This window comes from Xanthomonas sp. 3075, from assembly GCF_014197275.1.
Classification (GTDB): Bacteria; Pseudomonadota; Gammaproteobacteria; order Xanthomonadales; family Xanthomonadaceae; genus Xanthomonas; species Xanthomonas campestris_B.
Genome location: NZ_JACIFI010000002.1, coordinates 227,814 through 253,609 on the forward strand (window position 1 = coordinate 227,814; position 25,796 = coordinate 253,609).

17 protein-coding genes and 2 pseudogenes are annotated in these 25,796 nt (G+C 64.6%); 9 read left to right on the top strand and 10 right to left on the bottom strand.

Annotation, left to right across the window (positions count from 1 at the left end):
* Positions 1–8: 8 nt before the first annotated feature.
* Positions 9–1,352, bottom strand: coding sequence for an AMP-binding protein (locus GGR62_RS02965; protein ID WP_184406488.1), 1,344 nt, complete (start codon positions 1,350–1,352; stop codon positions 9–11).
* Positions 1,353–1,948: 596 nt separating this feature from the next.
* Here GGR62_RS02965 and GGR62_RS02970 point away from each other — a divergent pair.
* The 4 genes from GGR62_RS02970 (at position 1,949) to hemF (ending at position 7,315) form a co-directional block, all read left to right on the top strand.
* Positions 1,949–4,309, top strand: a complete 2,361-nt coding sequence (locus GGR62_RS02970) for a S9 family peptidase (protein WP_184406620.1) — start codon at positions 1,949–1,951, stop codon at positions 4,307–4,309.
* Between the two features lie 293 nt (positions 4,310–4,602).
* The gene (locus GGR62_RS02975) at positions 4,603–5,319 is read left to right on the top strand and encodes a hypothetical protein (RefSeq protein ID WP_184406489.1); all 717 of its coding nucleotides are present in this window, start codon (positions 4,603–4,605) and stop codon (positions 5,317–5,319) included.
* Positions 5,316–5,891, top strand: coding sequence for a hypothetical protein (locus tag GGR62_RS02980; RefSeq protein WP_184406490.1), 576 nt, complete (start codon positions 5,316–5,318; stop codon positions 5,889–5,891). Before GGR62_RS02975 ends, GGR62_RS02980 begins: the two co-directional genes overlap by 4 nt.
* A gap of 524 nt (positions 5,892–6,415) precedes the next feature.
* Positions 6,416–7,315, top strand: coding sequence for an oxygen-dependent coproporphyrinogen oxidase (gene hemF / locus GGR62_RS02985; protein ID WP_184406491.1), 900 nt, complete (start codon positions 6,416–6,418; stop codon positions 7,313–7,315).
* Between the two features lie 426 nt (positions 7,316–7,741).
* On the opposite strand, the gene polA is transcribed toward hemF, so the two are convergent.
* Positions 7,742–10,543, bottom strand: a complete 2,802-nt coding sequence (gene polA / locus GGR62_RS02990; protein ID WP_184406492.1) for a DNA polymerase I — start codon at positions 10,541–10,543, stop codon at positions 7,742–7,744.
* Positions 10,544–10,620: 77 nt separating this feature from the next.
* On the opposite strand from polA, the gene GGR62_RS02995 reads away from it, so the two are divergent.
* Complete coding sequence (locus GGR62_RS02995; RefSeq protein WP_184406493.1) at positions 10,621–10,908, top strand: DUF2782 domain-containing protein; 288 nt, start codon at positions 10,621–10,623, stop codon at positions 10,906–10,908.
* A 508-nt stretch (positions 10,909–11,416) separates the two neighbouring features.
* Here the strand turns inward: GGR62_RS02995 and GGR62_RS03000 are convergent.
* Both GGR62_RS03000 and ecfK read right to left on the bottom strand, forming a co-directional pair.
* Positions 11,417–13,951, bottom strand: coding sequence for a serine/threonine-protein kinase (locus GGR62_RS03000; protein WP_184406494.1), 2,535 nt, complete (start codon positions 13,949–13,951; stop codon positions 11,417–11,419).
* Positions 13,930–14,469 (bottom strand): ECF-type sigma factor EcfK, encoded by a 540-nt coding sequence (ecfK, locus tag GGR62_RS03005; RefSeq protein WP_184406495.1) that lies wholly within the window; start codon positions 14,467–14,469, stop codon positions 13,930–13,932. Before ecfK ends, GGR62_RS03000 begins: the two co-directional genes overlap by 22 nt.
* Before the next feature lie 408 nt (positions 14,470–14,877).
* Here ecfK and GGR62_RS03010 point away from each other — a divergent pair, with 408 nt between their 5' ends.
* Positions 14,878–16,344 (top strand): serine hydrolase domain-containing protein, encoded by a 1,467-nt coding sequence (locus tag GGR62_RS03010; protein ID WP_184406496.1) that lies wholly within the window; start codon positions 14,878–14,880, stop codon positions 16,342–16,344.
* 35 nt (positions 16,345–16,379) lie between these two features.
* On the opposite strand, the pseudogene GGR62_RS03015 reads toward GGR62_RS03010, so the two are convergent.
* Positions 16,380–16,469: pseudogene (locus GGR62_RS03015) on the bottom strand (RNA polymerase subunit sigma-70); the annotation flags it as partial.
* 440 nt (positions 16,470–16,909) lie between these two features.
* Positions 16,910–17,767, bottom strand: coding sequence for a follicular epithelium yolk protein subunit (locus GGR62_RS03020; protein WP_184406497.1), 858 nt, complete (start codon positions 17,765–17,767; stop codon positions 16,910–16,912).
* An 859-nt stretch (positions 17,768–18,626) separates the two neighbouring features.
* Here GGR62_RS03020 and GGR62_RS21050 point away from each other — a divergent pair.
* Both GGR62_RS21050 and GGR62_RS21395 read left to right on the top strand, forming a co-directional pair.
* Positions 18,627–19,250, top strand: coding sequence for a hypothetical protein (locus GGR62_RS21050; protein WP_260305383.1), 624 nt, complete (start codon positions 18,627–18,629; stop codon positions 19,248–19,250).
* Positions 19,251–19,259: 9 nt separating this feature from the next.
* Positions 19,260–20,243 (top strand): type VI immunity family protein, encoded by a 984-nt coding sequence (locus GGR62_RS21395; protein WP_184406498.1) that lies wholly within the window; start codon positions 19,260–19,262, stop codon positions 20,241–20,243.
* 136 nt (positions 20,244–20,379) lie between these two features.
* Here the strand turns inward: GGR62_RS21395 and GGR62_RS03035 are convergent, their stop codons facing one another.
* The gene (locus GGR62_RS03035) at positions 20,380–20,646 is read right to left on the bottom strand and encodes a hypothetical protein (protein ID WP_184406499.1); all 267 of its coding nucleotides are present in this window, start codon (positions 20,644–20,646) and stop codon (positions 20,380–20,382) included.
* A gap of 570 nt (positions 20,647–21,216) precedes the next feature.
* On the opposite strand from GGR62_RS03035, the pseudogene tagK reads away from it, so the two are divergent.
* Positions 21,217–21,917, top strand: a pseudogene (tagK, locus tag GGR62_RS03040) (transcriptional regulator TagK).
* Between the two features lie 140 nt (positions 21,918–22,057).
* Here tagK and GGR62_RS03045 read toward each other — a convergent pair.
* The 3 genes from GGR62_RS03045 to uvrD form a co-directional block, all read right to left on the bottom strand.
* Positions 22,058–22,504: a universal stress protein gene (locus tag GGR62_RS03045; RefSeq protein WP_184406501.1), complete on the bottom strand. Its 447-nt coding sequence runs from the start codon at positions 22,502–22,504 to the stop codon at positions 22,058–22,060.
* A 106-nt stretch (positions 22,505–22,610) separates the two neighbouring features.
* Positions 22,611–23,192 carry a sugar O-acetyltransferase gene (locus GGR62_RS03050; protein WP_184406502.1) on the bottom strand — a complete coding sequence of 194 codons (582 nt, stop codon included), beginning with the start codon at positions 23,190–23,192 and terminating at the stop codon, positions 22,611–22,613.
* 394 nt (positions 23,193–23,586) lie between these two features.
* On the bottom strand, positions 23,587–25,773 hold the full coding sequence (gene uvrD, locus GGR62_RS03055; RefSeq protein WP_184406503.1) for a DNA helicase II: 2,187 nt from the start codon (positions 25,771–25,773) through the stop codon (positions 23,587–23,589).
* Positions 25,774–25,796 lie beyond the last annotated feature (23 nt).

Below are 25,796 nucleotides of genomic sequence, written 5' to 3' on the forward strand. Positions count from 1 at the left end.
ACCATCGCTCAGCCGTTGAGCAAGCCCAGCACCACATCGCGCGGCAGTTTGCCGGTTTCGTTGCGTGGCAATGCGGCGAGTTTGCGCAGGCGGCGCGGCAGGAATACCGGGTCCACGCTGGCGCGCAGGGCGGCGAGGATGTGCGCTTCGTCCAGGGTCGGGGCGACCACCAATGCGGCGATGCGGCCGACCGCCTGACCGGGATCGGCGGGAAGCTGCACGATGGTGCCGTCGATCACGCCGGGGATGGCGAGCAGGCGACGGGTGAGGTCGGCCAGCGAGGCGCGTTTTCCGGCGATTTCCAGCAGGTCCGCCTGACGCCCGCGCACCTGGAAACTACCGTCGTCGGCCACATCCATCATGTCGGCCAGCAATACCGGTGTGGCCAGATGCGGTGCATGCACCAGGGTGCCGGCCGCCTGTGTTTCCAGGCGTACGCCCGGCAGCGGTGTCCATGACATTTCCAGTGCGGTGCGGCGCACGGCGAACACGCAGGTTTCGGTGGAACCGAACATCTCGCGCACTTCGCCGCCGAAGCGCGCCTCGGCGGCCGCCGCAACGTCCTGCGCCAGCGGCGCGGTGGCCGACACGATGCCGACCAGCGGCGGCAACGCCACGCCGGATTCGACCAGCGCGCGCAGATGCACCGGCGTGGTCACCAACACGCGCGGGGCGGGAATATCGGCCAGCGCACGCGCCACATCGTCGGGGAAGAACGGGCGGCCCGCATGCACCGCAAGCGCGGTCACCATCGGCAGCAGCACCGACAATTCCATGCCGTACATATGCTGCGGCGGCACCGTGGCCACCACGTGCGGCACCGCATCGGTATGCGCCCACAGGCTTTCCAGCGCCACCAGATCCTGCCGGGTACTGGTCAGGAAACTGCCCCAGGTCTTGGGGTTGGGCTGCGGGCTGCCGGTGCTGCCGGAGGTGAAGCCGATCGCCACCAGGGCGTCGTCGGCCAACTGCGGGATCGGGCCCTCGGCCTGCGGCAATTCGGCCGGCAACTGCCAATAGCGCGGCGGCGCGAGTTCCAGCGCCAGATCGCCCAGGCAGTACGCATCGTCGTGGCGCGCCTGCACTTCGCCCACCACCGCCGGGGCGCGCGAGGACGGCAGCAGCGACACCTGCCCGCGCAGCGCACACGCGTAGAAGGCCACCATGAAGCGGTAGCGGTCTTCGCACAGATTCACCGCGTGGCGGCCGGCAGGCAGCTGCTGCGCCAGGCCGTGCACATGCGCGATGAAGGTGGCCAGATCGACCGATTGCCCTGCCCGCCAGGCCAATGGCCGGCCGGGCGCGCCGACGGCCATCGGGTGGAAAACAGCAGAAGCGGGCAAGCTGGACATAGGAACCGACAGTCGCAAAAGCGCGCTAGCTTGGCCGCCACCTGCGCTGCTGGCAAGTCGGGAGGTTTCCGGCGGCGCGGCAACCCCGGGGTCGGCGCGTCTTTGCTGCGGTGGGCAATGCGTCGCACGGACCATGGCAATGACATGCACTGCGACGAGGCATGTGCCCTGCGCGATGGCGCATGGCGGTTGCTGGCCACAGCAGCGCCTATGCCGCCAGCAAGCACGCAGCCTTCCATTGCAGTTGCCCAGCGCCCACGGCCAAACCGTGCGATTCCAGACGTGCACCAGAGCGCGTTCGGACACAGGCGCGGCAGGCGGGCCGTCGCATCGCAACGGCCAGGCGCACCACGCACTTGCACGCTGACGATGCGTTTGTCGTTCCATCGTGATGCATCCACCCACGCGGTTGATCGTCATTGGCAGCCTCCGACCCGGCCATCATGGTCGCGCCCGCCATTCACGGCCGCGCCGACGTTTTCAGCGACGCGATCCAACGCACTCACGCACATGACCTGTGGCCCAAGCCTGTCGCAGAAACAAGCTGCTAGGCTTGTCCGCTACTCCGTTGCGTCCAGCCGTTACCGATGCCCAGATTGTTGCCGTTGTCTTTCTTGTTGCTGGCCGTCACTGCACATGCGCAGTCCGCCGCACCGCTGACCATCGAACAGGTGATGGCCGATCCGGACTGGATCGGGCCGTCGGTGGAGCAGGCCTGGTGGCAGTGGGATGGCAAACAGGTGCAATACCAGCTCAAACGCAGCGGCAGTCCGGTGCGCGACACCTATCGTCAGGCCAGCGGCGGCGCGGCAGCCGAACGCGTGGCCGACAACGCCCGCGCCGGCCTGGATGCCGACAACCCCAGTTACGACGCAACCCGTCAGCGCATGCTGTTCGCGCGCAACGGCGACATCTTCCTGCGCGATCTGCGCTCTGGCGCGCTCACCCAGCTGACCCGCAGCAACGAGGTCGAATCGCGGCCGCAATTCGCCAGCGACGGCGGTGCGATCTGGCGCGCAGGCAACAACTGGTATCACTGGCGCACCGATGGCGGCACCGCGCAGGTGGCGGTGGTCAAGGCCGAGCGCGATCCCGATGCGGCCCCCAAGGCCGATGTGCTGCGCGAGCAGCAACTGGCCACGCTGGCCACGCTGCGCCGCGACCGCGAACAACGCGACGCATTGCGCACACAGGAAGATGCCTGGCGCCGCGCCGATACCACGCGTGCCGCCGCGCCGGTCTACCTCGGCGATGAGGTGGAGATCGTCGACAGCGCGCTGTCGCCGGACGGCCGCCATCTGCTGGTGGTCACCCAGGCCAAGGGCGCCGAAGAGGGCCAGGCCGGCAAGATGCCCAAGTACGTGACCGAATCCGGCTACGAAGAATTCCAGGAAGTGCGCACCCGCGTCGGTCGCAATGCCCCGGTGGCGCATGCGCTGTGGTTGGTCGATGTCAGTGCGGGCACTGCCAAGCCGCTGTCCTTCGACACGCTGCCGGGCATTGCCGCCGATCCGCTGGCGGCGCTGCGCAAGGCCGCCAAGCGCGATGCGCTCAAGGGCAACCGCGCCGTGCGCGTGGAAAGCGACGGCGACGGCAGCGGGCCGGCAGTGCATTGGAGCGATGACGGCCGCAATGTGGCGGTGGAAATCCGCGCAGTGGACAACAAGGACCGCTGGATCGCCAGCGTGGATCTGGACAACGCCAAACTGCAGCCGCGTCATCGCCTGAGCGACAGCGCCTGGATCAACTGGGACTTCAACGATTTCGGCTGGCTGCCCGACAACCGCACGCTGTGGCTGCTGTCGGAAGAATCCGGCTATTCGCAGCTGTACACGGTGGAAGGCAACGGCAAGCCGCGACAGCGCACGCGCGGCAAGTGGGAAGTGTCGATGCCGGTGCCCAGCGCCGATGGCGGCGGCATGTTCTTTCTCTGCAACCAGAAATGGCCGGGCGATTACGAGGTCTGCAAGCTCGATCTGCGCAGCGATCAGCTCACCGAAGTCACTGCGTTGAACGGCGTGGAAGGCTTCAGCCTGTCGCCGAACGGGCAGCAGTTGCTGGTGCGCTATTCCGGCGCCTATCTGCCGCCGCAGCTGGCGGTGGTGCCGGCGGCGGGCGGTCAGGCCACGGTGCTCACCGACACCCGCACGTCGGCCTTCAAGGCGCAGCCGTGGATCGCACCGCAATACGTGCAGGTGCCGTCCAAGCATGGCGCCGGCACGGTCTGGGGCAAATACTACGGGCCGCAGACCCCCGAGCCCGGCAAGCGGTATCCGATCGTGATGTTCGTGCACGGCGCGGGCTATCTGCAGAACGTCTCGCAGCGCTACACGCCGTATTTCCGCGAGCAGATGTTCCACAACCTGCTGGTGCAGCAGGGCTACATCGTGCTGGATCTGGATTACCGCGCCTCGGAGGGCTACGGCCGCGACTGGCGCACCGCGATCTACCGCAACATGGGCCACCCGGAGCTGGAAGACTATCTGGACGGACTGGATTGGCTGGTCGACACCAAGCAGGGCGATCGCTCGCGTGCCGGCATCTACGGCGGCTCGTACGGCGGTTTCATGACCTACATGGCGCTGTTCCGCAGCCCCGGCACCTTCAAGGCCGGTGCGGCGCTAAGGCCGGTGGGCGACTGGATGCAGTACAACCACGAATACACCTCCAACATCCTCAACACGCCCGAGCTCGATCCGCAGGCGTACAAGACTTCATCGCCGATCAACTATGCCGACGGGTTGCGCGACCATCTGCTGATCGCGCACGGCATGATCGACGACAACGTGTTCTTCAAGGACTCGGTGGACATGACGCAGAGATTGATGGAACTGCACAAGGACAACTGGCAGGTGGCACCGTATCCGCTGGAACGCCACAGCTTTACGCGTGCCGATTCGTGGCTGGACGAGTACAAGCGCATCCTCACGTTGTTCAACGAGCAGGTGAAGCAATAAGACCGCCGGCGGAGTGATGCATCGCTCCGCTCGCCGATACCCAGGTATCGTCGGCAGGCCGCGCCAGCAGCGAGCGGCCGCCACGGTCCGGCAGGATGCGCAATGCGTTGGCTCGTCGGGTGAGCGCTTGGCTCGCACTCACCTCAACCTACGCAAGTCGCTCTAAGCTTGGCCAAGGATCGGCAGATCGCTGGCGCATTGCGCGCCCTTCTGCGTCGGTCTGTCGCCTGACCGGTGCGCCGCCGGCATAGCTGCGGCTTCACTCACCGACCGGCGCGCAGAAGGTAGATGCAATGGGCCTGTGGGATCGTTTACTTGGGCGCGAGCCCGCCGCGACAAAGACGCCACGAACCGAACCGGTCGTGGCGCCGGCGGCGGTTGCAGACAACGCGGAAACTGCCGTCGAGATCGATCCTGCATTGCTGCCCGCGCTCCACTTGTTCCAGCGCGGGGATCACGTGGGCGCGGTCAATGCCGCACAGGCGCAGTTGCATGTCGGCGCCGATGCGCAGCGGTTATGCGCGCTGGCACTGAGCGCGCTGGACCGCTATCGCGAGGCGTACCCGCACTGGCTGGCGCTATACGAACTGGAGCCAACCGCGCACAACGCATTGCAGTTGGCGACCACCTCGGTGATGTGCAACGAGATCGACCGTGGCGAACAGTGGTTGCTGACCTTCGATGATTTGAACGCGCAAGAGCGCTCCACCTCGCCCGCCACCGCGCGCACCAGTTTCCTCACCGCGCTGACCCGCGCCGGCCACGGTGCGCACGCGCTGCCGCACCTGGAATGGTTACGCGAGGCGTATGCGGGCATGTCGATCACCGACAGCCATTTCCTCTACGTGCGCGGGCTCCCCTTCCTGGAGGCATTCCTGGAGCGCAGCACGCCATTGCTGCGCGCGTGTCTGCCAGCCGATGCGCTGCCCGGTTGGTATGCGCAGCTGCAGCCGTCGCTGGATCCGCCTGGTCAGGCCGCCGTGGCCGCCCACATCGCATCGCTGCAATGAACGCGACGCCGGCACCGTCATCGCGACCACGCGGCGGCTTCGTCACCCCGCTGGCATGGGTGTCGTTGCTGCTCGGGGTGGTCAGTGCGATGACCAACGCCTTGCAGATCATGCTGATCGTGCTGCTACCCGATACAGCGTCACTGGGGCTGCCGGAGGGCATCACCCTGCCCGCGTCGTGGCAATGGCTGATCGACCATGCGCTGTCGTTATCGGTCGTCGGCGTGGTGGTGTCGGTGGCGTTTGCGTGGCTGAGCTGGGCCTTGCTGCAGCGACGCGAATGGGCGCGTATCGGCTTCGTGATGGTGTTACTGGTGACCGGCCTGCTCAATTTCGGCGGCCTGGCCTTGATCGGGCCGTTGTTCGATGGTGTGCAGGCCATGTTGCCTGCCGACGTCGTGCACAGCGCCGAATGGCCCGAGCTGCAAGTGCGCCTGCAGGCGACCCGCCAGGCCGCGCTGCTGCTGACCGGGCTGGGCGCCCTGGCAATCGGCTGCGTGCATGCGGCGCTGGCGTGGCGGTTGTGTACGCCGGCCGTGCGCGCCGAATTTGCGGCCGCGCGCGAGGTCTGATCGTTCGCTGATGGGTCATCGCTGCGCGGATTGCTTGAGCCGCGCATTGGTGCGTCGCGTGCGCGGTGCCCTCGCCGCTTGCGGAACACGCCGTGCATCCATCCATGCCGCCACAGGGTTCCGCAAACGGCGAGGACACCACAGCAGACCGCTGCCCGGTGCCTGGCTGGATGAAAACGCGGGGGTAGTGGCTGAGTGCTGCGGGTGGCGTCGCGATCGCAGTCGGACAAGTTATCGCAGTCGCTCAAGAGCGACAGGGAAGCTGGCGAGCCGGCATGTGTATCAGAGCACCCTCAGGCACTGCTCGCACGCTCCACACCGACCTTCTCGACTGGCGCTTGACGGTTCGCCGTCGCCAGACCGTGGGCGGGCAATATCCCCGCAGCCGGTTGCTCCGATCGGCCGTGCCGCAACCAGGTCTCCCGCTGCGCGCGCTGCCCACGCCAGTGTCACATCGCCCTGCGACAAAGCTGGCGCGTTCGGGCAGCTACGCCGGGCGCAATCCACGGCTTAGAATGGGCGACATGAACGAATTCGACCGTGTACGCGATTATCTGACCGACCTGCAGGACCGTATCTGCGCTGCCGTGGAAGCCGTCGATGGACGCGCGCGGTTTAGCGAGGATCTGTGGCAGCGTGCGGAAGGCGGTGGCGGGCGCACCCGTATCCTGCGCGATGGCGCGGTGTTCGAGCAGGCCGGCATCGGGTTTTCGGATGTCTCCGGCTCGCGTCTGCCGCCTTCGGCCAGTGCGCATCGCCCCGAACTGGCAGGGGCCACCTGGCGTGCCTGCGGCGTGTCGCTGGTGTTCCATCCGCACAACCCGCATGTTCCGACCACCCACACCAACGTGCGCTATTTCCGCGCCGAGCGCGATGGCGAAGTGGTGGCCGCCTGGTTCGGTGGCGGCTTCGACCTGACCCCGTTCTATCCGGTGGACGAAGACGTGCTGCATTGGCACCGCACGGCGCAGGCGCTATGCGCACCGTTCGGCGAAGAGCGCTATGCGGCGCACAAGCGTTGGTGCGACGAGTATTTCTTCCTGCGCCATCGCAACGAGACACGCGGCGTGGGCGGGCTGTTCTTCGACGATCTGGGCAGCGACTTCGAGCGCGACTTCGCTTACCAGCGCGCGGTCGGCGATGGATTCCTGGATGCGTATTTGCCGATCGTCGAGCGCCGCAAGGACACGGCTTACGGTGAGCGCGAGCGCGAGTTCCAGCTCTATCGGCGCGGGCGCTACGTGGAGTTCAACCTGGTCTACGACCGGGGCACCCTGTTCGGGCTGCAAAGCGGTGGACGGGCCGAAAGCATTCTAATGAGCCTGCCGCCCCGTGTGCGTTGGGAGTACGGCTTTGAGGCCGAACCAGGCAGCGCCGAGGCGCGCTTGATGGACTATCTGATACCGCGCGACTGGCTGGGCTGAATAGGCCCATCAAGAACGCGGCGCCCAATAAAGCGCCGCGTTCGAAAAATCACGCTGATTACGTATTTCAATTTGTGATCCACACCGCGGGCGCTGTATTCAGCCGGTGTAATGCACGGCTTATGTTGCGCCAGTGGAACTCACGCCGGAAAATAAAAAGCCCCGCAGACCAGGGGGAGGTCGGCGGGGCCAGGGAACGGAAACTTGGGGAGGAGTTTCCGCTCCGAGATCTGCTCCAGGGGATGGGAGAGATCTGCCGACAGGCGTTGCGCCCGTCGAGGGATATAACACCATTTTGCACATTGATGGATCGTGAAGATAACTGTTAAAAATATGTAGAATTTAGCGGTTATTCATTCCTTCGACGCCTGCCGAATGCGCATTTCGCTGCCACGCGTATTCAGCGTATCAATGTGAATTTGCGCGTCAGTGCGCCTCATCCCAATTGTCGCCAACGCCGGAATCGACCACCAGCGGTACGCGCAATTGCGCCGCCGCCGACATGCGCGTGGTGACTTCGCTCAGCAATGTCTCGACGAAATCGGCATCGGCTTCGAACACCAGTTCGTCGTGCACCTGCAGAATCATCAGCGCGCGCTGCGCGTGGTCGGCGATCCAGCCGTCCACGCTGACCATGGCGCGCTTGATGATGTCGGCGGCGGTGCCCTGCATCGGTGCGTTGATCGCAGCACGCTCCGCGCCGGCGCGCTGGCCCTGGCTGCCGGCATTGATGAAGTCCAGATACAGCCGGCGGCCGAACACCGTTTCCACGTAGCCCTTGTCGCGCGCCTGCTGGCGGGTGGTTTCCATGAAGTCGCGCACGCCCGGGTAGCGGCTGAAGTACAGCGCGATGTAGTCCTGCGCCTCGCCACGGCCGATGCCGAGCTGGCGGGCCAGGCCGAACGCGCTCATGCCGTACATCAGGCCGAAGTTGATCGCCTTGGCGGCGCGGCGCTCGTCATTGCTGACGGTGTCGATGGTGCGGCCGAACACTTCGGCGGCGGTGGCGCGGTGGACGTCGGCGCCGGACTCGAACGCGCCGACCAGGCCGGGGTCGCCGGACAGGTGCGCCATGATGCGCAGTTCGATCTGCGAGTAGTCGCAGGCGATCAGCTTGCGCCCGGGCGGGGCGACGAAAGCGCGGCGGATGCGGCGGCCGTCTTCGGTGCGGATCGGGATGTTCTGCAGGTTGGGGTCGGACGAAGACAGCCGCCCGGTGGCCGCGCCGGCCTGGTGGTAGCTGGTGTGCACACGCCCGGACTGCGGGTGGATCATCTCCGGCAGCTTGTCGGTGTAGGTGCTGCGCAGCTTGGCCAGGCCGCGGTATTCCAGGATCACCCGCGGCAGCTCGTGCTGGTCGGCGATGGCTTCCAGCGCCTCTTCGTTGGTGGAGGGCTGGCCCTTGGGCGTCTTGACCACGGCGGGCAGCTTGAGCTCGTCGAACAGCAGCGCCTGCAGTTGCTTGGGCGAATCCAGGTTGAAGCTGCGCCCGGCCAGCTCGGTGGCCTTCTGCTGGGCGGCGAGCATGCGCTTGGACAGGTCCGCGCTCTGGCGGCGCAGTTCGGCCGCGTCCACGCACACACCGTTGGCTTCGATGCGCGCCAGCACTTCCACCAGCGGCATCTCGATCTCGCGGTAGACGCGCTCCAGGCCCGGCTCGGCGGCCAGCCTGGGGCCGAGCACCTGGTGCAGGCGCAGGGTGATGTCGGCATCTTCGGCGGCGTAGCGGGTGGCGTCGTCCAGGCTGATCTGGGCGAACGGGATCTGCTTGGCGCCCTTGCCGCAGACGTCCTCGTACTTGACCGTGTCGTAGCCCAGGTAACGCTTGGCCAGGCTGTCCATGTCGTGGCGCGCGCTGCCGGAATTGAGCACGAAGCTCTCCAGCAAGGTGTCGTCGCTGTAGCCGGCCAGGGCGATGCCGTGGCGGCGCATCACGTGCAGGTCGTACTTGCCGTGCTGGCCGAGCTTGCGCAGCGCCGGGTCGGTGAGCAGCGGCGCCAGCTGCGCCAGCGCCTGGGTGCGGTCGAGCTGGGCCGGGGCGCCGGGAAAGTTGTGGCCGAACGGCAGATACGCTGCCTGGCCGGGCTCGGCGGCCACGCTCAGGCCGATCAGGTCGGCCTGCAGCGGATCCAGGCTGTCGGTTTCGGTATCGAAGGCGAACTGGCCGGCCGCGCGCAGGCGGGTGATCCAGTTGTCGAGCTGTTGCTGGGTCAGGATGGTCTCGTACTGGCCGGGCGCCGACAGCGCGGGGTCTAGGTCCACCGGGGCGCTGACCGGGCCGGACACGAAGCCGGTGCCGCGCGCGCGGCCGGGTTCGGTGCGGGCGCTGGCAGCGGCGGCCCCCAACGGCATCGGTTCGGTCAGCAGGCCGGCCTGGGCAGCTGCACCGCCGAGTTCGCGCAGCGCCTGGGTGAAGCCGTAGCGTGCGTAAAGCACCGCCAGCGTTTCGGCGTTGGGCTCACGCAGGTCCAGCGCGCGCGGGCCGCTGGCCAGCGGGACGTCGGTCTTGATGGTGACCAGTGCGCGGTTGAGCGGCAGCCGCGGCAGCGCGGCGCGCAGGTTCTCGCCGATCTTGCCCTTGATCTTGTCGGCGTTGGCGATCACGCCATCGAGCGAATCGTATTCGGCCAGCCATTTGGCGGCGGTCTTGGGGCCGCACTTGTCCACGCCGGGCACGTTGTCGACGGTGTCGCCCATCAGCGCCAGCAGGTCGACGATCTGGTCGGGGCGCACGCCGAACTTGGCGATCACCGCCGCGTCCGAATCCATGCGGCTGCCGCTCATGGTGTTGACCAGCTCGATGCCCGGACGCACCAACTGGGCGAAGTCCTTGTCGCCGGTGGAGATGGTCACGCTCAGGCCATCGGCGGCGGCCTGCAGCGCCAGCGTGCCGATCACATCGTCGGCTTCCACCCCATCGATGCGCAGGATGTCGATGCCCAGCGCATGCACGATGTCGCACATCGGTTGTACCTGCGCACGCAGGTCGTCGGGCATCGACGGGCGATTGGCCTTGTAGTCGGCGTACAGGTCGTCGCGGAAGGTCTTGCCCGGCGCATCCACCACGAACGCGACGTAAGCCGGGCGCTCCTTCAGGGTGGCGCGCAGCATGTTGACCACGCCGAACAAGGCACCGGTGGGCTCGCCCTGGGCGTTGGTCAGCGGCGGAAGCGCGTGGAACGCGCGATACAGGTAACTGGACCCGTCGATCAGGACTAATCTGCTCATCCGCCAATTCTACGCTGCACGCTCAGGCCACACCCTGCCGGCGCATACTGGCCGACGACCTAGAACGGATGACCACGATGATCAGAGCGAGTCTTTTGCTGCTGCCGTTACTGCTGCTCGGCGGCTGCGCCACCGGCGGGGCAAGTGCCGGCGGCGATATACCGGCCGGTGCGGATGTGACCACCAAGACCATGGGCAACGGCGACAAGATCGACGAATACCGCGTCAACGGCCAGCTGGAAATGGTGCGTGTCACGCCCACACGCGGGGCGCCCTACTTCCTGTACGACCGCGACCATGACGGGCATACCGATGCCGAGAAGGACAAGGTCAACAAGGTGTATTGGAAGCTGTATAGCTGGTGATGCGGGAGTGGCAGAGCGGAAAGCGCGAGCGCGCCGACGCTTCAGCCGATGGGTTCGGTATGCAGCAGCGCAGGTTGCGCCGCTGCTGTCGCTCTTCGGGGCAACCGCCGCATTGCGGCGGAGGTGAGGCCATGCCGCCAGCGTCGCCATTGATGAACGCGTTGGCGCGACCGTCGGATAGGCCACGGACGGGGTGGGCAGCATGTCGGTACAAGCAGGCAGACGCCTGAGCCAGCGCAAACCGGCATCGGCATGGCCAGGTCCAACTGAGGACTCCCTGCGCTTCCCTGTCGGATGGCTCCGTTGTCGTCGGCGATGCTGCCAGGATCACCGGCGGCAGCAAGGCAACGCAGCGACGTTTCAGATCCCCACCTGCGCCACCACGCCAGCGACCATCACGCAGATTGCAGGTCGGCAAAGCGCACTGCGGAGTGCAGCGATACGCTCCCGACGTTGTCGGCAGGCGGCACTATGCACGCGCGAGCTGCTACCCACCAGCCCATACGTCTCAGCGTTGCACGACGGCGGCGGCGGTCTGCGTACCGGGGGGAGCGCCCGCTGGCAGCGTCTTGATCGGCTCGATCAGGGCCAGGGTCTGGCGCGCGGCGCGCAGCGGCTCTTCTGCGTCGCCAAAGATGCCGGTCAGAATCTGTAGCGCCTGCCGGGCGTGATCGCGCGCGGCGACGGTCTGGCCAAGCCGGCGTTCGGCCTCGGACATGCCACGCAGGATCTCGGCGGTTTGTGGATGTGCACGCCCGAGGCCACGCAACGATGCCGCAAGTGCAGCACGTTGTTCGTCCAGCGCGGCCTCTACTTGGCCGTCGTCCAATAACCAGAACGCGTGATTACTGCGATAGGCGATGGTGGCCGGCGCATCGCTGCCGAATGCAGCGCGTGCACGCTCCATCGCCGCGCGGTAATGCGCGCCGGCTTCGGCCAGTTTGCCCTGCTGCCGCAATGCATCGGCCAGATTGGCTTGCACCATCAAGGTGTCGGCGGCGTGCTCGCCGTACAAGGTGCGCATCACGCCCAGCAACGGGGCAAGTTCCGCTTCGGCAGCGGAAAAGTTGCGCTGCCTGAGCAGAAAGACCGCAAGGCTGTTGCGCATGGCCAACGTCAACGGATGCTCTGGCCCACGCAAGGCGATGCGCTCGCGCAGCAGGCCACGCTGCAAGGTGATTGCCGGCAACAGCTGCCCGGTATCGGCCAACATGCCGGCATAGACATGACCGGCATCGACACGTTGATCCGCCGTGGTCGCAGCGTTGGCCAATGCCGCTACATACGCGTGCCGGCCCTGCGCCAATGCCTCGGTCATGCGGCCTTGGTCGCGTAGCACCCATGCCAGCCTGGCACGCATGGCGTTGCCCATTGCCTGCTGCTGGACAGTGCCGCCTGCCGCCTGCCCGATGCCATCGCGCAGCACGCGCTCGGCCTCATGCGAGTTGCCTGCGCCACTGAGCGCCTGGCCGAGCATGGAAGTGGCTTCCAGCATCGGCAGGCTGACCTCGCCCGCATGCGGCTGCGCGAGTGCCAGCGCCGTGCGCAGGTGCGTCACTGCATGCGAGTAATCGGACATTGCGATCAAGCTGCGGCCAAGCGTGAGCTCGACCTGCATCCGTGCATCCGGCTGGGTTGCCAGCTCACTTGCGGCACGCTGCGAGGCCTGATGCAGCACGCGTTGCATCAGCGTCTTGTCCAGTCCCTGCGCGATGGCAGGGTCTACGCTGGACAGCACCGAACTCATGAAATCACCGGTCACCTGCGCGCGCTGCGCATCGCGCGCGGCCTGATGCAGCGACCACAGCGTGGCGCACAGGCCTGCGACCAGCGCCACCGACATCAGTCCACCGGCCACGACGCCAGTGCGATGGCGCTGGGTGAATTTGCGTAACCGCAACCACCGTCCCGCCTGCAACGCACGTGGCGGATACCCGTCGAGCCACCGGTGCAGATCGTCCATCAAGGCCGACACCGATGCGTAGCGCGCGCCTGGTTCCGGCGCCAGCGCGCGCAGCACGATCGCATCCAGGCCGCCACGCAGGTGTTCGCGCAGCGCGTGGTGCGTGGTCGTGCGGGCCGCGCAGATGCGCGCGCACGCATCGGCCGGGACCGCCGCCAGCCGCTGCGACGGCGGCTGCGGAAAACCGTCGCCGCCGGCAAGCGGCACCAACCCGCAGCTGAGTTCGTAGAACATGGCACCCAGCGCATAGATATCGCTGCGTGCATCCACATCCTGCGCACCACGTGCCTGTTCCGGGCTCATGTAGCCAGGCGTCCCACGGCCATGTGCCGAGGTCACGCCGGGGTTGGACGCATCGATCGCGATGCCGAAATCGATCACGCCCGGCATCGGCCGCCCGTCGATGGCGCTGACCAGCACATTGCTCGGCTTGAGATCGCGGTGGATCACGCCCTTCTGGTGCGCGTGCTGCACCGCCTCGCCCACCCGCAGCATCAGCAACACACGTGCGCGCAACGACAGCAGATGCGCATCGCACCACCAGGTGATCGGATCGCCACGCAGGTACTCCATCACCAGATACGGGCGGCCGTCCGCATCGTTGCCCACATCGTGAATCTGCGCGATGGCCGGATGCACCATCTGCGCCAGCAAGCGGCATTCGAACTCGAACAACGCGCGCCCTTGCGCATCCAGGGCATCGGTAGCGACCAGCTTGATCGCCACCTCGCGCTCGTAGGCACCGTCGGCGCGATGGCCCAGATAGACCTGCCCCATGCCACCGGCGCCGATCAGGCGATCGATTGCCCATGCGCCAAACCGCGTACCGGCCGGCAGTTCCGGCAATGGCGCGCGCATTGCCGCAACCGCCTGTTTCAGCGGCGCGCATACCCGCAACGTGGCCTGCGATTCGACCGCCAACATCGCGAGCAACTCGTCGCGCAGCACCGCATCATCGCCGGCCTGGGCATGCGCAAAGGCCTCGCGCGCCTCGACCGGTTGCTGGCATGCCTGGTGAAACAACGCCTCCAGCCGCTGCCAAGCGGTGGCGCCCACGCTCACAACTGCGCCGCCAGCCATACCCGTGCAAAGCGCAGATCGCGCTCCAGCGTCGGCACCGAGACCTCCAGTTGCTCGGCTGCCTCGGCCACACTGAATCCCACCAACTCGGTCAACGCGAAGGCTCTGGCCTTGCGCTCATCCACACGCGCCAGTTTGTCGAAGGCATCGGCCACCACCATCAATGCTTCCGGCCTTGGCGCGCCGTCGGACAGGCTGACCGTCAAGGTCACCGCTTGCCCAAGCCGCTTGGCACTGGCCTGCTGCCGCGCCAGATCCACCAACAGATGGCGCATCTGCAACGCCGCCACCGCATAGAAATGGGTACGCGAGCGAAACGCCTGCTGCCCCTGCTCCAGACGCATCCACGCCTCATGCACCAGCTCGGCCGCTTGCAGGCCCGCGCGCGCATCGCGCCGCAACTCGCGCATGGCCGTCTCGCGCAGCGCCTCATACACCTGCCGGGCCAATGCATCGGCTGCGCCGGGTTCTTCGCGCTGCCAGGCCTGCAACAACTCGGTGATCGGCAACTCGGACATCCGGCCCATCTCGCCTGCGTAGGAGCGCAGTATCCCGCATTGGCCGCCGGGTGCGAGACAGAATACGTAACGGTTTAGATGGCTGGCGGTGCGCCGCGCCGGCCCCGGCGCGCACGGCGCCAGCATCGGAGGGCGATCCGCTGGCAGCCAGGTCCGACTCTGGCAGATGAAAACTCCCCCTGCCGCTTCAATCGGTAACCCACGTGCTGTTAGCCGCGTCTCAAGACGCAGCACCACATCGCAATGTCCCAACGCGCCGCTCCCACGCGTGTCGATCGCCACTTCGCGCTATACCGATTCGGTTCATGCTGAGGCACACTAGCGCAGAGACTTGCAGAAAACTCCAGACGCGTCATGCCTATACTCCATCGTCGTGAGCTGCTGGTTGGCGGGCTGACCCTGCCGCTGTTGTCGCTGCCGATCGCCGGCCATGCCCGCGCGGCAATCCCGGATACGAGCTTCCAAACATTGCTGCGGCCGACCGTCCACAGCGGCCAAGAACGCTGGTCCTTGCAGGCGCGCATGCAGCACCATCACGTTCCGGGCGTGGCGGTTGCCATCCTGCGCGATGGTCGGATTCACAGCAGCACCTGCATCGGATCGAAACAAGCAGGACGTCATTGGCCGATCGGCGAAGACACTTTGTTCTCGGTTGGGTCGGTCAGCAAAGTGGTGACCGCCGCGCTATGCGTGAAGCTGGCAGCCCTGGGCATCGTGGATCTGGAGAAAGACGTCGGCACCTGGCTACGCCGTTGGAAGATCCCACCGGGTCTGGATGGCGATTCCGGAAAGATTTGCCTACGCATGCTGCTCTCGCATACAGCAGGTTTCAACGTGCATGGCTTCCAGGATTTCGATCCGGGTGCTGCGCTGCCCACGCTGGTACAGACGCTCACCGGAACCTCGCCTGCCGTCAACGCGCCATTGCAGCGCATCGATATCGCCGGCACCCGTGCACGTTACTCCGGCGGTGGTTACATGATTGCCCAGGCAGTGATCGAAGACGCGGTCGGCAAGCCGTTGCCTGCGATTGCCAGCGAGTATCTGCTTGGTCCGTTGGGAATGCGCAGAAGCCGGTTCGCAGCCAGCCTCCCAGCCGATACCCGCGATGTGGCACACGCACACGATGACGCTGGCGCGCCGGTGGCGCTTCCGCGTGGATGGCAAAGTTTTCCGGAGCTGGCCGCCTCAGGCTTCTGGACCTGCGCCAGGGAGTTGGGTCACTTCGTCATCGCATTAGGCGACTCCTATCGACGCGGCGACGGGTGGCTGCCGCAGGAGCTGGCGATCGACATGATGACCGAGGTGTCCCCCAGCATCCACGGACTCGGGCCACGCCTGGCCGGGCTAGGGCAATCGCGCATGTTCCACCACGCCGGAGCCAACGACAGTTACAAGGCCTATCTCGAAGGACATCTGGAAAGCGGCGACGGGCTGATCGTGCTGACCAACGGCGAAAATGGCGACCTGCTGCACAACGAAATCCGCAATGCGGTGTCCGATTCGCTCCACTGGCCTGGCGATTGGTCGGTGCAAGTCAGCAAGGTCGATATCACGCCTGTGATGCAGCAGTACGAAGGCCGCTATGTGCGTCAGCCCAATCAGCAGCCATTGCTTACCGGCGCGCTGGATATGATCCTTTTCGACGATGACATCGTGATCTCGTACAAGAGCGGGGAGTTGGAGTTGAACGTCAGGAATAAGCGTCGCTCGCTGAAGCCGGTCACCAGTCATCGCTTTGTGGTCGCCGAGGCATCCCTCCCTGCCGCAACCCTACAGCTTCAGTTCGATCGAGGCAGCGATCGTCGTGTGGCGACATTGAGAGTGATGGCCGGAGAGAGCCTGATGGTGTTTGAGCGCAGTCAGCAGGGTTGAGCGGCCAGGGTGCGACTAGCGGGATTCATGTCCTCGTTATACACCTGCCGGGCCAATGCATTGGCCGCGCCGGGTTCTGCGCGCTGCCAAGCCTGCGACAACTCGGTGATTGGCAACTCGGACATCCGGCCCATCTCGCCTGCGTAGGAGCGCAGTATCCCGCATTGGCCGCCGGGTGCGAGACAGAATACGTAACGGTTCAAAGTCACTGACAACATGTGGTCGACAGTCCTGCCGGCGCATGCGGATGGCGCGCGTGCAACCGCAGTGCAAGCGTGGTGCATGCCATCCCAGGCGCCGGTGCATCCGCCCGATCGTTACGCCGTGGTCGTGTTGCTCGTTGGTCGGTGGCTGGCCTCGTCTGAAGTCGATCAGGACCAAAGCATTCGACCCGCTGGATTGGCGCCCGGTCATGGTCCGAGATGGACATTGCGCCATGGTCGGATCTCACGATGCACAAGGATGTCTCCTGCATCCGGTTCGCCAGCGCACTTTTTCCAAGGCTGGATGACTGCGGGTCAGTGTGTGTCTAACCCGCACCCAGGCGACCCTGGCTCACCTCATGTCAGGGATGCAGTGGACCCACGACGAAAGAAGCGAGCGATTTACCACTTGGATCCTTGAGCACGATCTTCGAGTTGGCATAGAAATCGATCTCGATCGTTTCTGTGGTGGTGATCGAGGTTGGAGAACCTGCCGCTGCCATGACAGCATTGATGTCCAAAGCCCAGAAATGGTGATCCTTGTAGGTGTCGCCATAGTTGATGGCCGTATATCCAGACAGGGTCAGCTGGTAGACGATCTGTACAGTCAGCTTCCCTCTGCTTGCGGTGAGCTCTGCTTCGACGGATTGGTTTGGCTGCAATGTCACGGTGATACCCGAGCTTGTCCCCAACGTCACGCTTTGGCTCTCCGAGCCGCCTTTCTCCCAGCTCTGGCTGTAACTGAGCGAGGTTTCCCCGCCCGCGCCGGCCCCCAGGAAACTGATGTCGTACGAAATCGTCTGACCAACCTCAACCGTGGATGTTTCGGACCAGTTGCTTTCGGTGGTGACGCTCACTTCCTGGGTGATCCCACAATTGAAATCCGCAGGCACACTGCTGAAGTTCTCGAATATCTGAGAAGCGACCACCGCCGGCTCCGAGGTGACCCCAAGCACCGTAGCGCTGACGACGGAGAACAGCGTCTGCACCTGCGGCCAGCCGTAGGTTTGATAGAGATCACCCCACGGGGTTGGGCTGCAGACGTAGGCGTCGTCGGGAGCCTCGCCGAAGTACGTGGCAATGGCGCTCTTCAATGCAGCATCCTGAATATTGAATGCGGTTCTCTCGGCATCGCTGATCACGTGCTGGATGGTTCCGGTCGCGACGACACTCGATGAACTCGCAGCTGGCCCGGCATTGATTCCGACTGAAATTGCCATTTCTTTCTCCTGGTTGGATACCGCCTACTGTCACTGCATCCATGCGGCGGTATAACCATGGATACCCGATCGTGCAGCCGTTGATGCTTGGGTGATGGACGACGCACGCGCAGTAGCCGTCACCTGCGCATGCCATTACACAGGTCTGCCTCTGCCAGATGCTGGTAGACGGACGCATCGCCGATCGGGCAACCGCACAACTCCCCCAGCGGTTCGGCCGTCTTCCTGTTCGCGGATGTTCTTGACTATCTGCTTCTGATACCGCTCGCGCTCTTGTCGCGCTTGAGTCCCTTGCCCGGTTCCGTTTGCAGGCGATGAACTTCTGACGGCTCACCACGCCCGGCGTCCAATTTCGGATTGCCAATTACCGGGTGCACGGTCCTGCTCGCTACCTGATGACGTTGGATGCTGCCGGCTTGGTGGCCTGCAGCCCACGTGCGAGGTCGGCCAATCCGCGCCAACCGCACATAAGGACAGAGGTAGCAGACAGTGCGGTGACGCTTCCTCAACACTGCGATGAGTGTAGAAATGCCCCGCTGGACCACCCGACCAATCGTCTCAATCGCGCCACTCTGTGATGGAGGATAGGTGACGAACCCGGTTCGTCCGGAGGGGTCAAATCCGGTACGCATCTGCATGAGGCCACCTTCCTGTCCTGGTCTCCCAACGTGTTCATGCAAGGCCGCGCAGTGACGCGCCTTACCGACAAAATGCTCCTCAACAAGGGCAACACCGTATCGGTCGGTGGCTACAAGACCGACCTGCCCGAAGGCCATCCCGAACGTTATCTCTGCGAGGTGGGCTGCCGCTGTTATGCGCTGCATCGTCCGAGAAACAGCGTTACCGAGGGGCTTGAAGGATGGACGAGGTTCTGCCGCGCGACGACGAGGCGAGCCCCGGTCGCTACCAGCGCTGTGTCGACGCGACGATCCAGGCACAATATCCGAACACGGTTCTTGGCGGCAGCATGCCGGTCGGCGATCCGCGCACCAATTATGGCTATATTTCCGAGCTTGGATTCTGGGACCCGAACAATCCAAGCAACACATTCCCGGACAAACCACCCGGAAATGTCATCCTGCAAGGAGAGGAATACGACATTCCCAAGGTTCCCCGCAGGGCGCCCTGGGGCGGTACGCGATGGTTCAATGTGCGTGGCTCCCGCTGGCTCGATGTGGTGAAAGTCGAGAACGGCCAGATGACCCATATGTACGACATGAAGTTTCCGGGTGACAAGTTTCCAAATGATGCGGCGAAGGCCAGGGCATATGAAGATATCGCTGACCGGCACGTTGCTGAATATAGTGAGTTCGTGGTGCTGGACGAGTGTGACAACTGTGAGGAATCTGTACGGCAGCGCGAACAGGAACGGCAATGGGAAGCTGAGAGCCGGTGGCGCGAACTCCGGAAAGGTATGGAGAATCCAATCTGGTTGCCTTTGCCCGGTCGTCGGTTCCCCGGCCGCCCGATACCGATCAAGTAGGAAAATATCGTGAATTTAAACGAACTCATCACCACGATGGCGCTCCTTGAGGAGCGGGGTGAACTCGAAAAACTGGATGAAATCGGTTTGCCCCCTGGCAATACCATCCAATGGCTGTTTGGGCTGACCTCCGGCTTCTATTTTGCGGATGGGGAAACGCGTCAAATACGCCAATCCATGCTCGGTTTGGCATTGCGTTATTACGATCTGGCAGAGGGTAACACCAATTTATTGTCATTCAATGAGCGGACACGTCGTATTTCAGCAGGAAAACAGATCGAGGAATATCTGTTGCAGGGCGGCTATTACGACGAGAAAGAGACGGCGAGTTTCTATGTAAGGCATATGCCAAAACAGGCGTTGCGTTCGACGGATCCGGTCCACGACTACTTCACGGCCCTTCTTCCCGGCGTCGGCTATCGCGGTGGCAATGGGCACCTTATGTGCCAGACGAGGCTATCGGCGCTGTCGCGCGATAGGAATGGCTTGGTCCGTTTTTTCGTTGACGCCTGCCGCGATCTGCGGGTTTTCTACGCCGTATCGGGTTTGTCGCTCTTTTTTTATTCCTACGCGTCGGGTGCAACAGCAAAAGCCTACCCTCTTTTTCGCAGGTTTCCCGGGCTACTTTACGAGGATGGCGCGCGTTTTGGATTGGCGATACGAGACAGGACGGACACGATCCGCGATGTGAACTGGCTGACGGCCGTCAACGATGAGCTGCTCGCGCGGGTTGGCGGCATTGATAAGGCACGAACGGTACTTGGCGAGGAAGTCATCCTTCACCCTTACGAGGGCGGTGTCGTTTTCCAGGCTGGAGAGCAGCCTGTGCTCGGTGACTTGAACAAGGGGTGCGTGCCCGCGGCCTACCGCGCAATCAACGATTTTCTCAAGCCCCTGCGTTATGAAAACTGGGAGCGCGCCTATCTTAGAGCGCCACATGATGTCGATAAGATGGAGTACACCGAATGGTGGACACGCCGGTTTGAAGGCTAACGTAGTTGAGGGTACGATCAAAGGAGAGCTCTGCGTTACTCCGACACGTGTTGGTAATGCTGGGGTTTTCCTATGGAACAAGCTATCTGGCTCCCACCAGCCCTATATAGATGACAAATGGGACATCGGCGTGTGTTTAGGCGGCGAACTGCAGGGAGCTGTGGGTGCTCAAGCGGAGGGATCCGCCGAAGCGGGGGTTAAGAATGGGAAGGCTCGAGCTGAAGCGGGTGTAAAACTGGGCCTTGGCTTGGGCGGCGGTGTAAAAGGATCGGCTGGTTTGACTGGTCTTGATATTGAATGCGGTTCTCTCGGCATCGCTGATCACGTGCTGGATGGTTCCCGTCGCGACGACACTCGATGAACTCGCAGCTGGCCCGGCATTGATTCCGACTGAAATTGCCATTTCTTTCTCCTGGTTGGATACCGCCTACTGTCACTGCATCCATGCGGCGGTATAGCCATGGACACCCGATCGTGCAGCCGTTGGTGCTTGGGCGATGGACGACGCACGCGCAGTAGCCCTCACCTGCGCATGCCATTACACAGTTCTGCCTCCGCCGGACGCTGGTAGACGGACGCATCGTCGATCGGGCAACCGCACAACTCCCCCAGCGGTTCGGCCGTCTTCCTGTTCGCGGATGTTCTTGACTATCTGCTTCTGATACCGCTCGCGCTCTTGTCGCGCTTGAGTCCCTTGCCCGGTTCCATTTGCAGGCGATGAACTTCTGAGGGTCCACCACACCCGGCGTCCAATTTCGGCTTGCCAGTTACCCGGGTGCACGGCTATGCCCGCTTGCTGATGACATTGGATGCTGCCGGCTTGGTGGCCGGCAGCCACGTGCGAGGTCGGCCAATCCGCGCCAACCGCACATAAGGACAGAGGTAGCAGACGGTGCGATGACGCTTCCTCAAAACTGCGATGAAGTGTAGAGACGCCCCGCTGGACCACCCGACCAATCGTCTCAATCGCCCGATGTGTGATGGAGCGCGGAGCTGGTACAGGAGCCGTGATGGGTTTGACCCGCTTTTGCCGGTTGATCGTGGGACAGGCCCCGAGACGTGGGCCGCAGGCGGCAGCACATGAGCATGACCGACTACAGCGCTATCGTTGCGCAACCGCGCTCCTCAACCGATGAGACGCACACGCAGCTGATGATCGATTTGCTGTCGTACATCCAGCAGCACATCGGCGAAACAGAGTTCGGCACCGCGTCCCTGCTGCGCGCATTCTCCCTATCGCGCGCGTCGTTGTACCGCTTGTTCCAATCCCGCGGCGGCGTGGCCAGCTATCTCCGCGAGCAGCGCCTGTGCGCCGCGTACCGCTATCTGCAGGCCTACCCGCAGTGCAGCCTGACTTGGCTACTGTACGAAACGGGATTCGCGTCGGAGCGGCAGTTTCAACGCTGCTTTCAACAGCGCTTCGGCATGCCGCCGATGCACTGGCGCCGCCACTGCCGCGCGGCGCTGCAGACGCAGGTGCCGCGTCGCGCGCACTCGGTGCCCATGGAGCGCTTCATGCGCGAGCTCGGCCAGGATGCGCAACGCGATCACGCACCGGTCAGGCTGGGCACATTGCCGGTGAATCTCGCGCCGCTGGTGCCGACCGAAGCGCTGCGGCGTCTCGGTCACCCGCCACGCGCGCAACGCGGGGGGCTGGAGTGCGCCGAGCGCTGACAATCCGTGGCAACTGCACGTTGGCATGGTCGCGTGCAGTGCTCGGGGACGCGATGCACACGTGCATGTCGGCGCGCTGGCGTTGCTGCCGACAACGCCGCAGCGCACCTGTGGCCGCACGCCCTGCCTGCCTGCCGCGATCAGCGAATCACCAGCACCGGAATCGCACTGTGCGTGAGCACTTCCACGGTCTGGCTGCCGAGTAGCATGCGGCGCACCCCGCGACGGCCATGCGAGGTCATGACGATCAGATCGCTGTTGCATTCATCGGCGGTCTGCACGATGCCTTCGGCGGCAAAGCGGTCCAGCACATGGTGCGAGGCCGCTTTCAGATTGGCGGCAGCGGCCAGTTCCAGCGCCGGGCGCAGGATCTTTTCGGCAGCCGCTTCACGTTCGTTGCGGTACTCGGGACTGGTTTCGTACCCCACGCTCCAGCCCATCGCGTCGTACATGCCCATCGCCCACGGCTCGGACACGGTGACGATATCCACCTTGGCACCGGTCGTCTTGGCCAGTTCCAGGCCCTGGAACAACCCGCGATGCGACAGCTCGGAGGCGTCGATGGCGATCAGGATACGTTTGTACATGGTGACCTCCCGGAGTGGCCGGCGGCATCGCCGACGATGACAGCCTGCCCGGACACCGCCGCGCAGGCCTTGATGCGGATCAATGCGTTGCCGACATCGCGCACGCTCAGTCGGTGGGTGCTGCGTCGGGATCGTTGCGCTGGGTCCGCACGCGAGCGGGATTGCCCAGCGCGGTCGCACCGGCCGGCACATCGCGGGTGACCACCGCACCGGCGCCGATCAGCGCATCGTCGCCGATACTCACGCCCGGCAGGATGATCGCGCCGCCGCCGATCCACACGTTGCGTCCTACGTGAATCGGGCGGCCAAACTCCAGCCCGCTGGCGCGGCCGGCCGCATCGCGCGGATGATCGGCGGCATAGAACTGCACGGCCGGCCCCACCTGTGTGCCCTCGCCGATGCTGACTTCGCAGATATCCAGAATCACGCAGTTGAAGTTGAGAAACACGCCCGCGCCCAGACGGATGTTGTAGCCGTAGTCGCAATGGAAGGGCGGGCGAATCACCGCGCCTTCGCCAACTGCAGCCAGTCGCTCGACCAGCAGCGCGTGTCGCTGTGCGGGCGGCTGCGCGAGGGTCGCGTTATACCGCACCATCCAGTCGGCGGCAGCGGCCTGATCGGCCTGTAGCTCTACATCGGCAGCGTTGTAGAGCTCACCGGCCAGCATTTTCTGTTTTTCCGTGCGCATGCGGCTGCGCTCCCTTGCGTATTCAATTCGTCGCAGGGTGTCACGGATGAGACGACGAATGCATCAGGCGGTGCACCAATGGCCTGGAGCGCGGCGATGTCGCTGAGTCGATCCTGTTGCTGGTTGGTCGCGCACACGTCGCAACTCGCTAACCTCGGCAGCGGCATGACGGCCTTCCCCGTATGCGGGGGAAGGTGCCTGCGGGGCGGATGGGGGCGACCCATTATGAGGGCCCTCATCCGGCGCTGCGCGCCACCTTCTCCCGCTTGCGGAGAAGAATCGGCACGTTCCCGCTTGCGGAGAAGAATCGGCGCGTTCCCGCTTGCGGAGAAGGAATCGGCCGAGGTCCTGTCCATCGTCTCTGCGCCTGGTGGCGCGGCCATCAGCTGCGTCGCTACACCACCGTCAGATTGGCGTAGGCCATCACTAGCCACTTGGCGCCGACTTCGTCGAACTGCACCTGCACGCGCGCATGTGCACCGGCGCCCTCATAGTCCACGACCACACCGCCGCCGAAGGTGGGATGTTCGACATTGGCACCGAGCTTGATCGGTGCGGCTTCGACCACGCCGTGCACCGGGCCGCCGCGTGCCGCGCCCAGCGAGGCGGTGCGCGAGACCTGCACTTTCGGGCGCACTTCGTGCAGCAGCTCGCGCGGAATTTCGCGCAGGAAGCGCGAGGGCACGTTGTAGTTGTCCTGGCCGTGGATGCGCCGCGATTCGGCGTAGCACAGCACCAGCTTCTGCCGCGCGCGGGTGATGCCCACGTACGCGAGGCGACGCTCTTCTTCCAGCCGGCCGCTTTCTTCCAGCGAGCGCGCACTCGGGAACAGGCCATCTTCCAGCCCGACCAGGAACACGATGGGAAATTCCAGGCCCTTGGCCGAATGCAGCGTCATCAGCTGCACGCCTTCTTCGCCCGCCTGCGCCTGGCCTTCGCCGGCTTCCAGCGAGGCGTAGGCGAGGAAGGCGACCAGCTCGGTCATGCCCTGGCTGTCTTCATCGTCCGGGCGGGTGAAGCGCGAGGCCACCGAGACCAGTTCGTCCAGGTTCTCGGTGCGCGATTCCGAATCCAGCCCGCTGCGGCTTTCCTTGGCCCAATGCTCGCGCAAGCCCGAGCGCATCAGCACATGGTCGATGCGTTCGGCCAGTTCCATCTGCGCGGTTTCGGCATGCAGCTGGCCAACCAGGCTCAGGAACGTAGCCAGCGCATTGCGGGCGCGCGCCGCCAGGGTATTTTCCTGCGTGCACAGCATTGCCGCTTCCCATAGCGACAATGCATTGGCGCGTGCCAGCCGGCGCACTTCGTCCAGGGTGCGATCGCCGATGCCGCGCGTGGGCGTGTTGACCGCGCGCTCGAAGGCGGCATCGTCGCTGCGGTTGCTGAGCAGGCGCAGGTAGGCCAACGCATCCTTGATTTCGGCGCGCTCGAAAAAGCGCATGCCGCCATACACGCGGTACGGCAGCTGCTCGGAAATCAGCGCCTCTTCCAGCGCGCGCGATTGCGCGTTGCTGCGATAGAGCACCGCCACTTCACCGTAGCTGCCGCCATCGCGCACCCACTGGCGCGCGCGCTCGACTACATAGCGGGCTTCGTCGACTTCGTTATAGGCCGCATACAGATCGATCGGGTCGCCGTCACCGGAATCGGTCCACAGCTGCTTGCCGATGCGGTCGGGGTTATGCGCGATCACCGCATTGGCCGCGCCCAGGATATTGGCGCTGGAGCGATAGTTCTGCTCCAGCCGAACGGTCTGCGCGCCGGGGAAGTCCTTCAGGAAGCGCTGTACGTTCTCGACCTTGGCACCGCGCCAGCCATAGATGGCCTGGTCGTCGTCGCCGACCACGAACACATGCCCGGTCTCGCCGGCCAGCACGCGCACGAAGGCGTACTGGATGGCGTTGGTGTCCTGGAATTCGTCGACCAGGATCTCGCGGAAGCGTGCACGGTAATGCGCCAGCAAGGCCGGGGTGTCGCGCAGCAGTTCGTGCGCGCGCAGCAGCAACTCGGCGAAATCCAGCAGCCCGGAGCGGTCGCAGCGTTCCTGGTAGGCCGCATACACCTGCCGGCGCACCTCGGTCCAGTCGTCGTTGGGCTCGGGCTGGATGTGCTGCGGACGGCGGCCTTCGTCCTTCTGTTCGTTGATCCACCAGCTCATCTGCTTGGGCGGATACTTGCTCTCGTCCAGCTCCAGCGACTGCACCACGCGCTTGACCAGCCGCAGCTGGTCGTCGCTGTCCATGACCTGGAAGCCTTCCGGCAGCCGCGCGTCCTGCCAGTGCAGGCGCAGCAACCGATGGGCAAGCCCATGGAAGGTGCCGATCCACATCCCGCGACTGCCGTTGCGCAGCTGCAGGTCGGTGCGGTGGCGCATCTCGCCGGCGGCCTTGTTGGTGAAGGTCACCGCGAAGATGCCGTGGTTGGGCACGCCCTGGACTTCGTTGAGCCAGGCGATGCGATGGATCAGCACGCGCGTCTTGCCGGAGCCGGCGCCGGCCAGCACGAGGTAATGCCCCGGCGGTGCGGAAACGGCCTCGCGCTGGGCGGGGTTCAAATGATCGAGCAAATGAGAGACATCCACCGCCGCATTTTACCGGTTGTGGC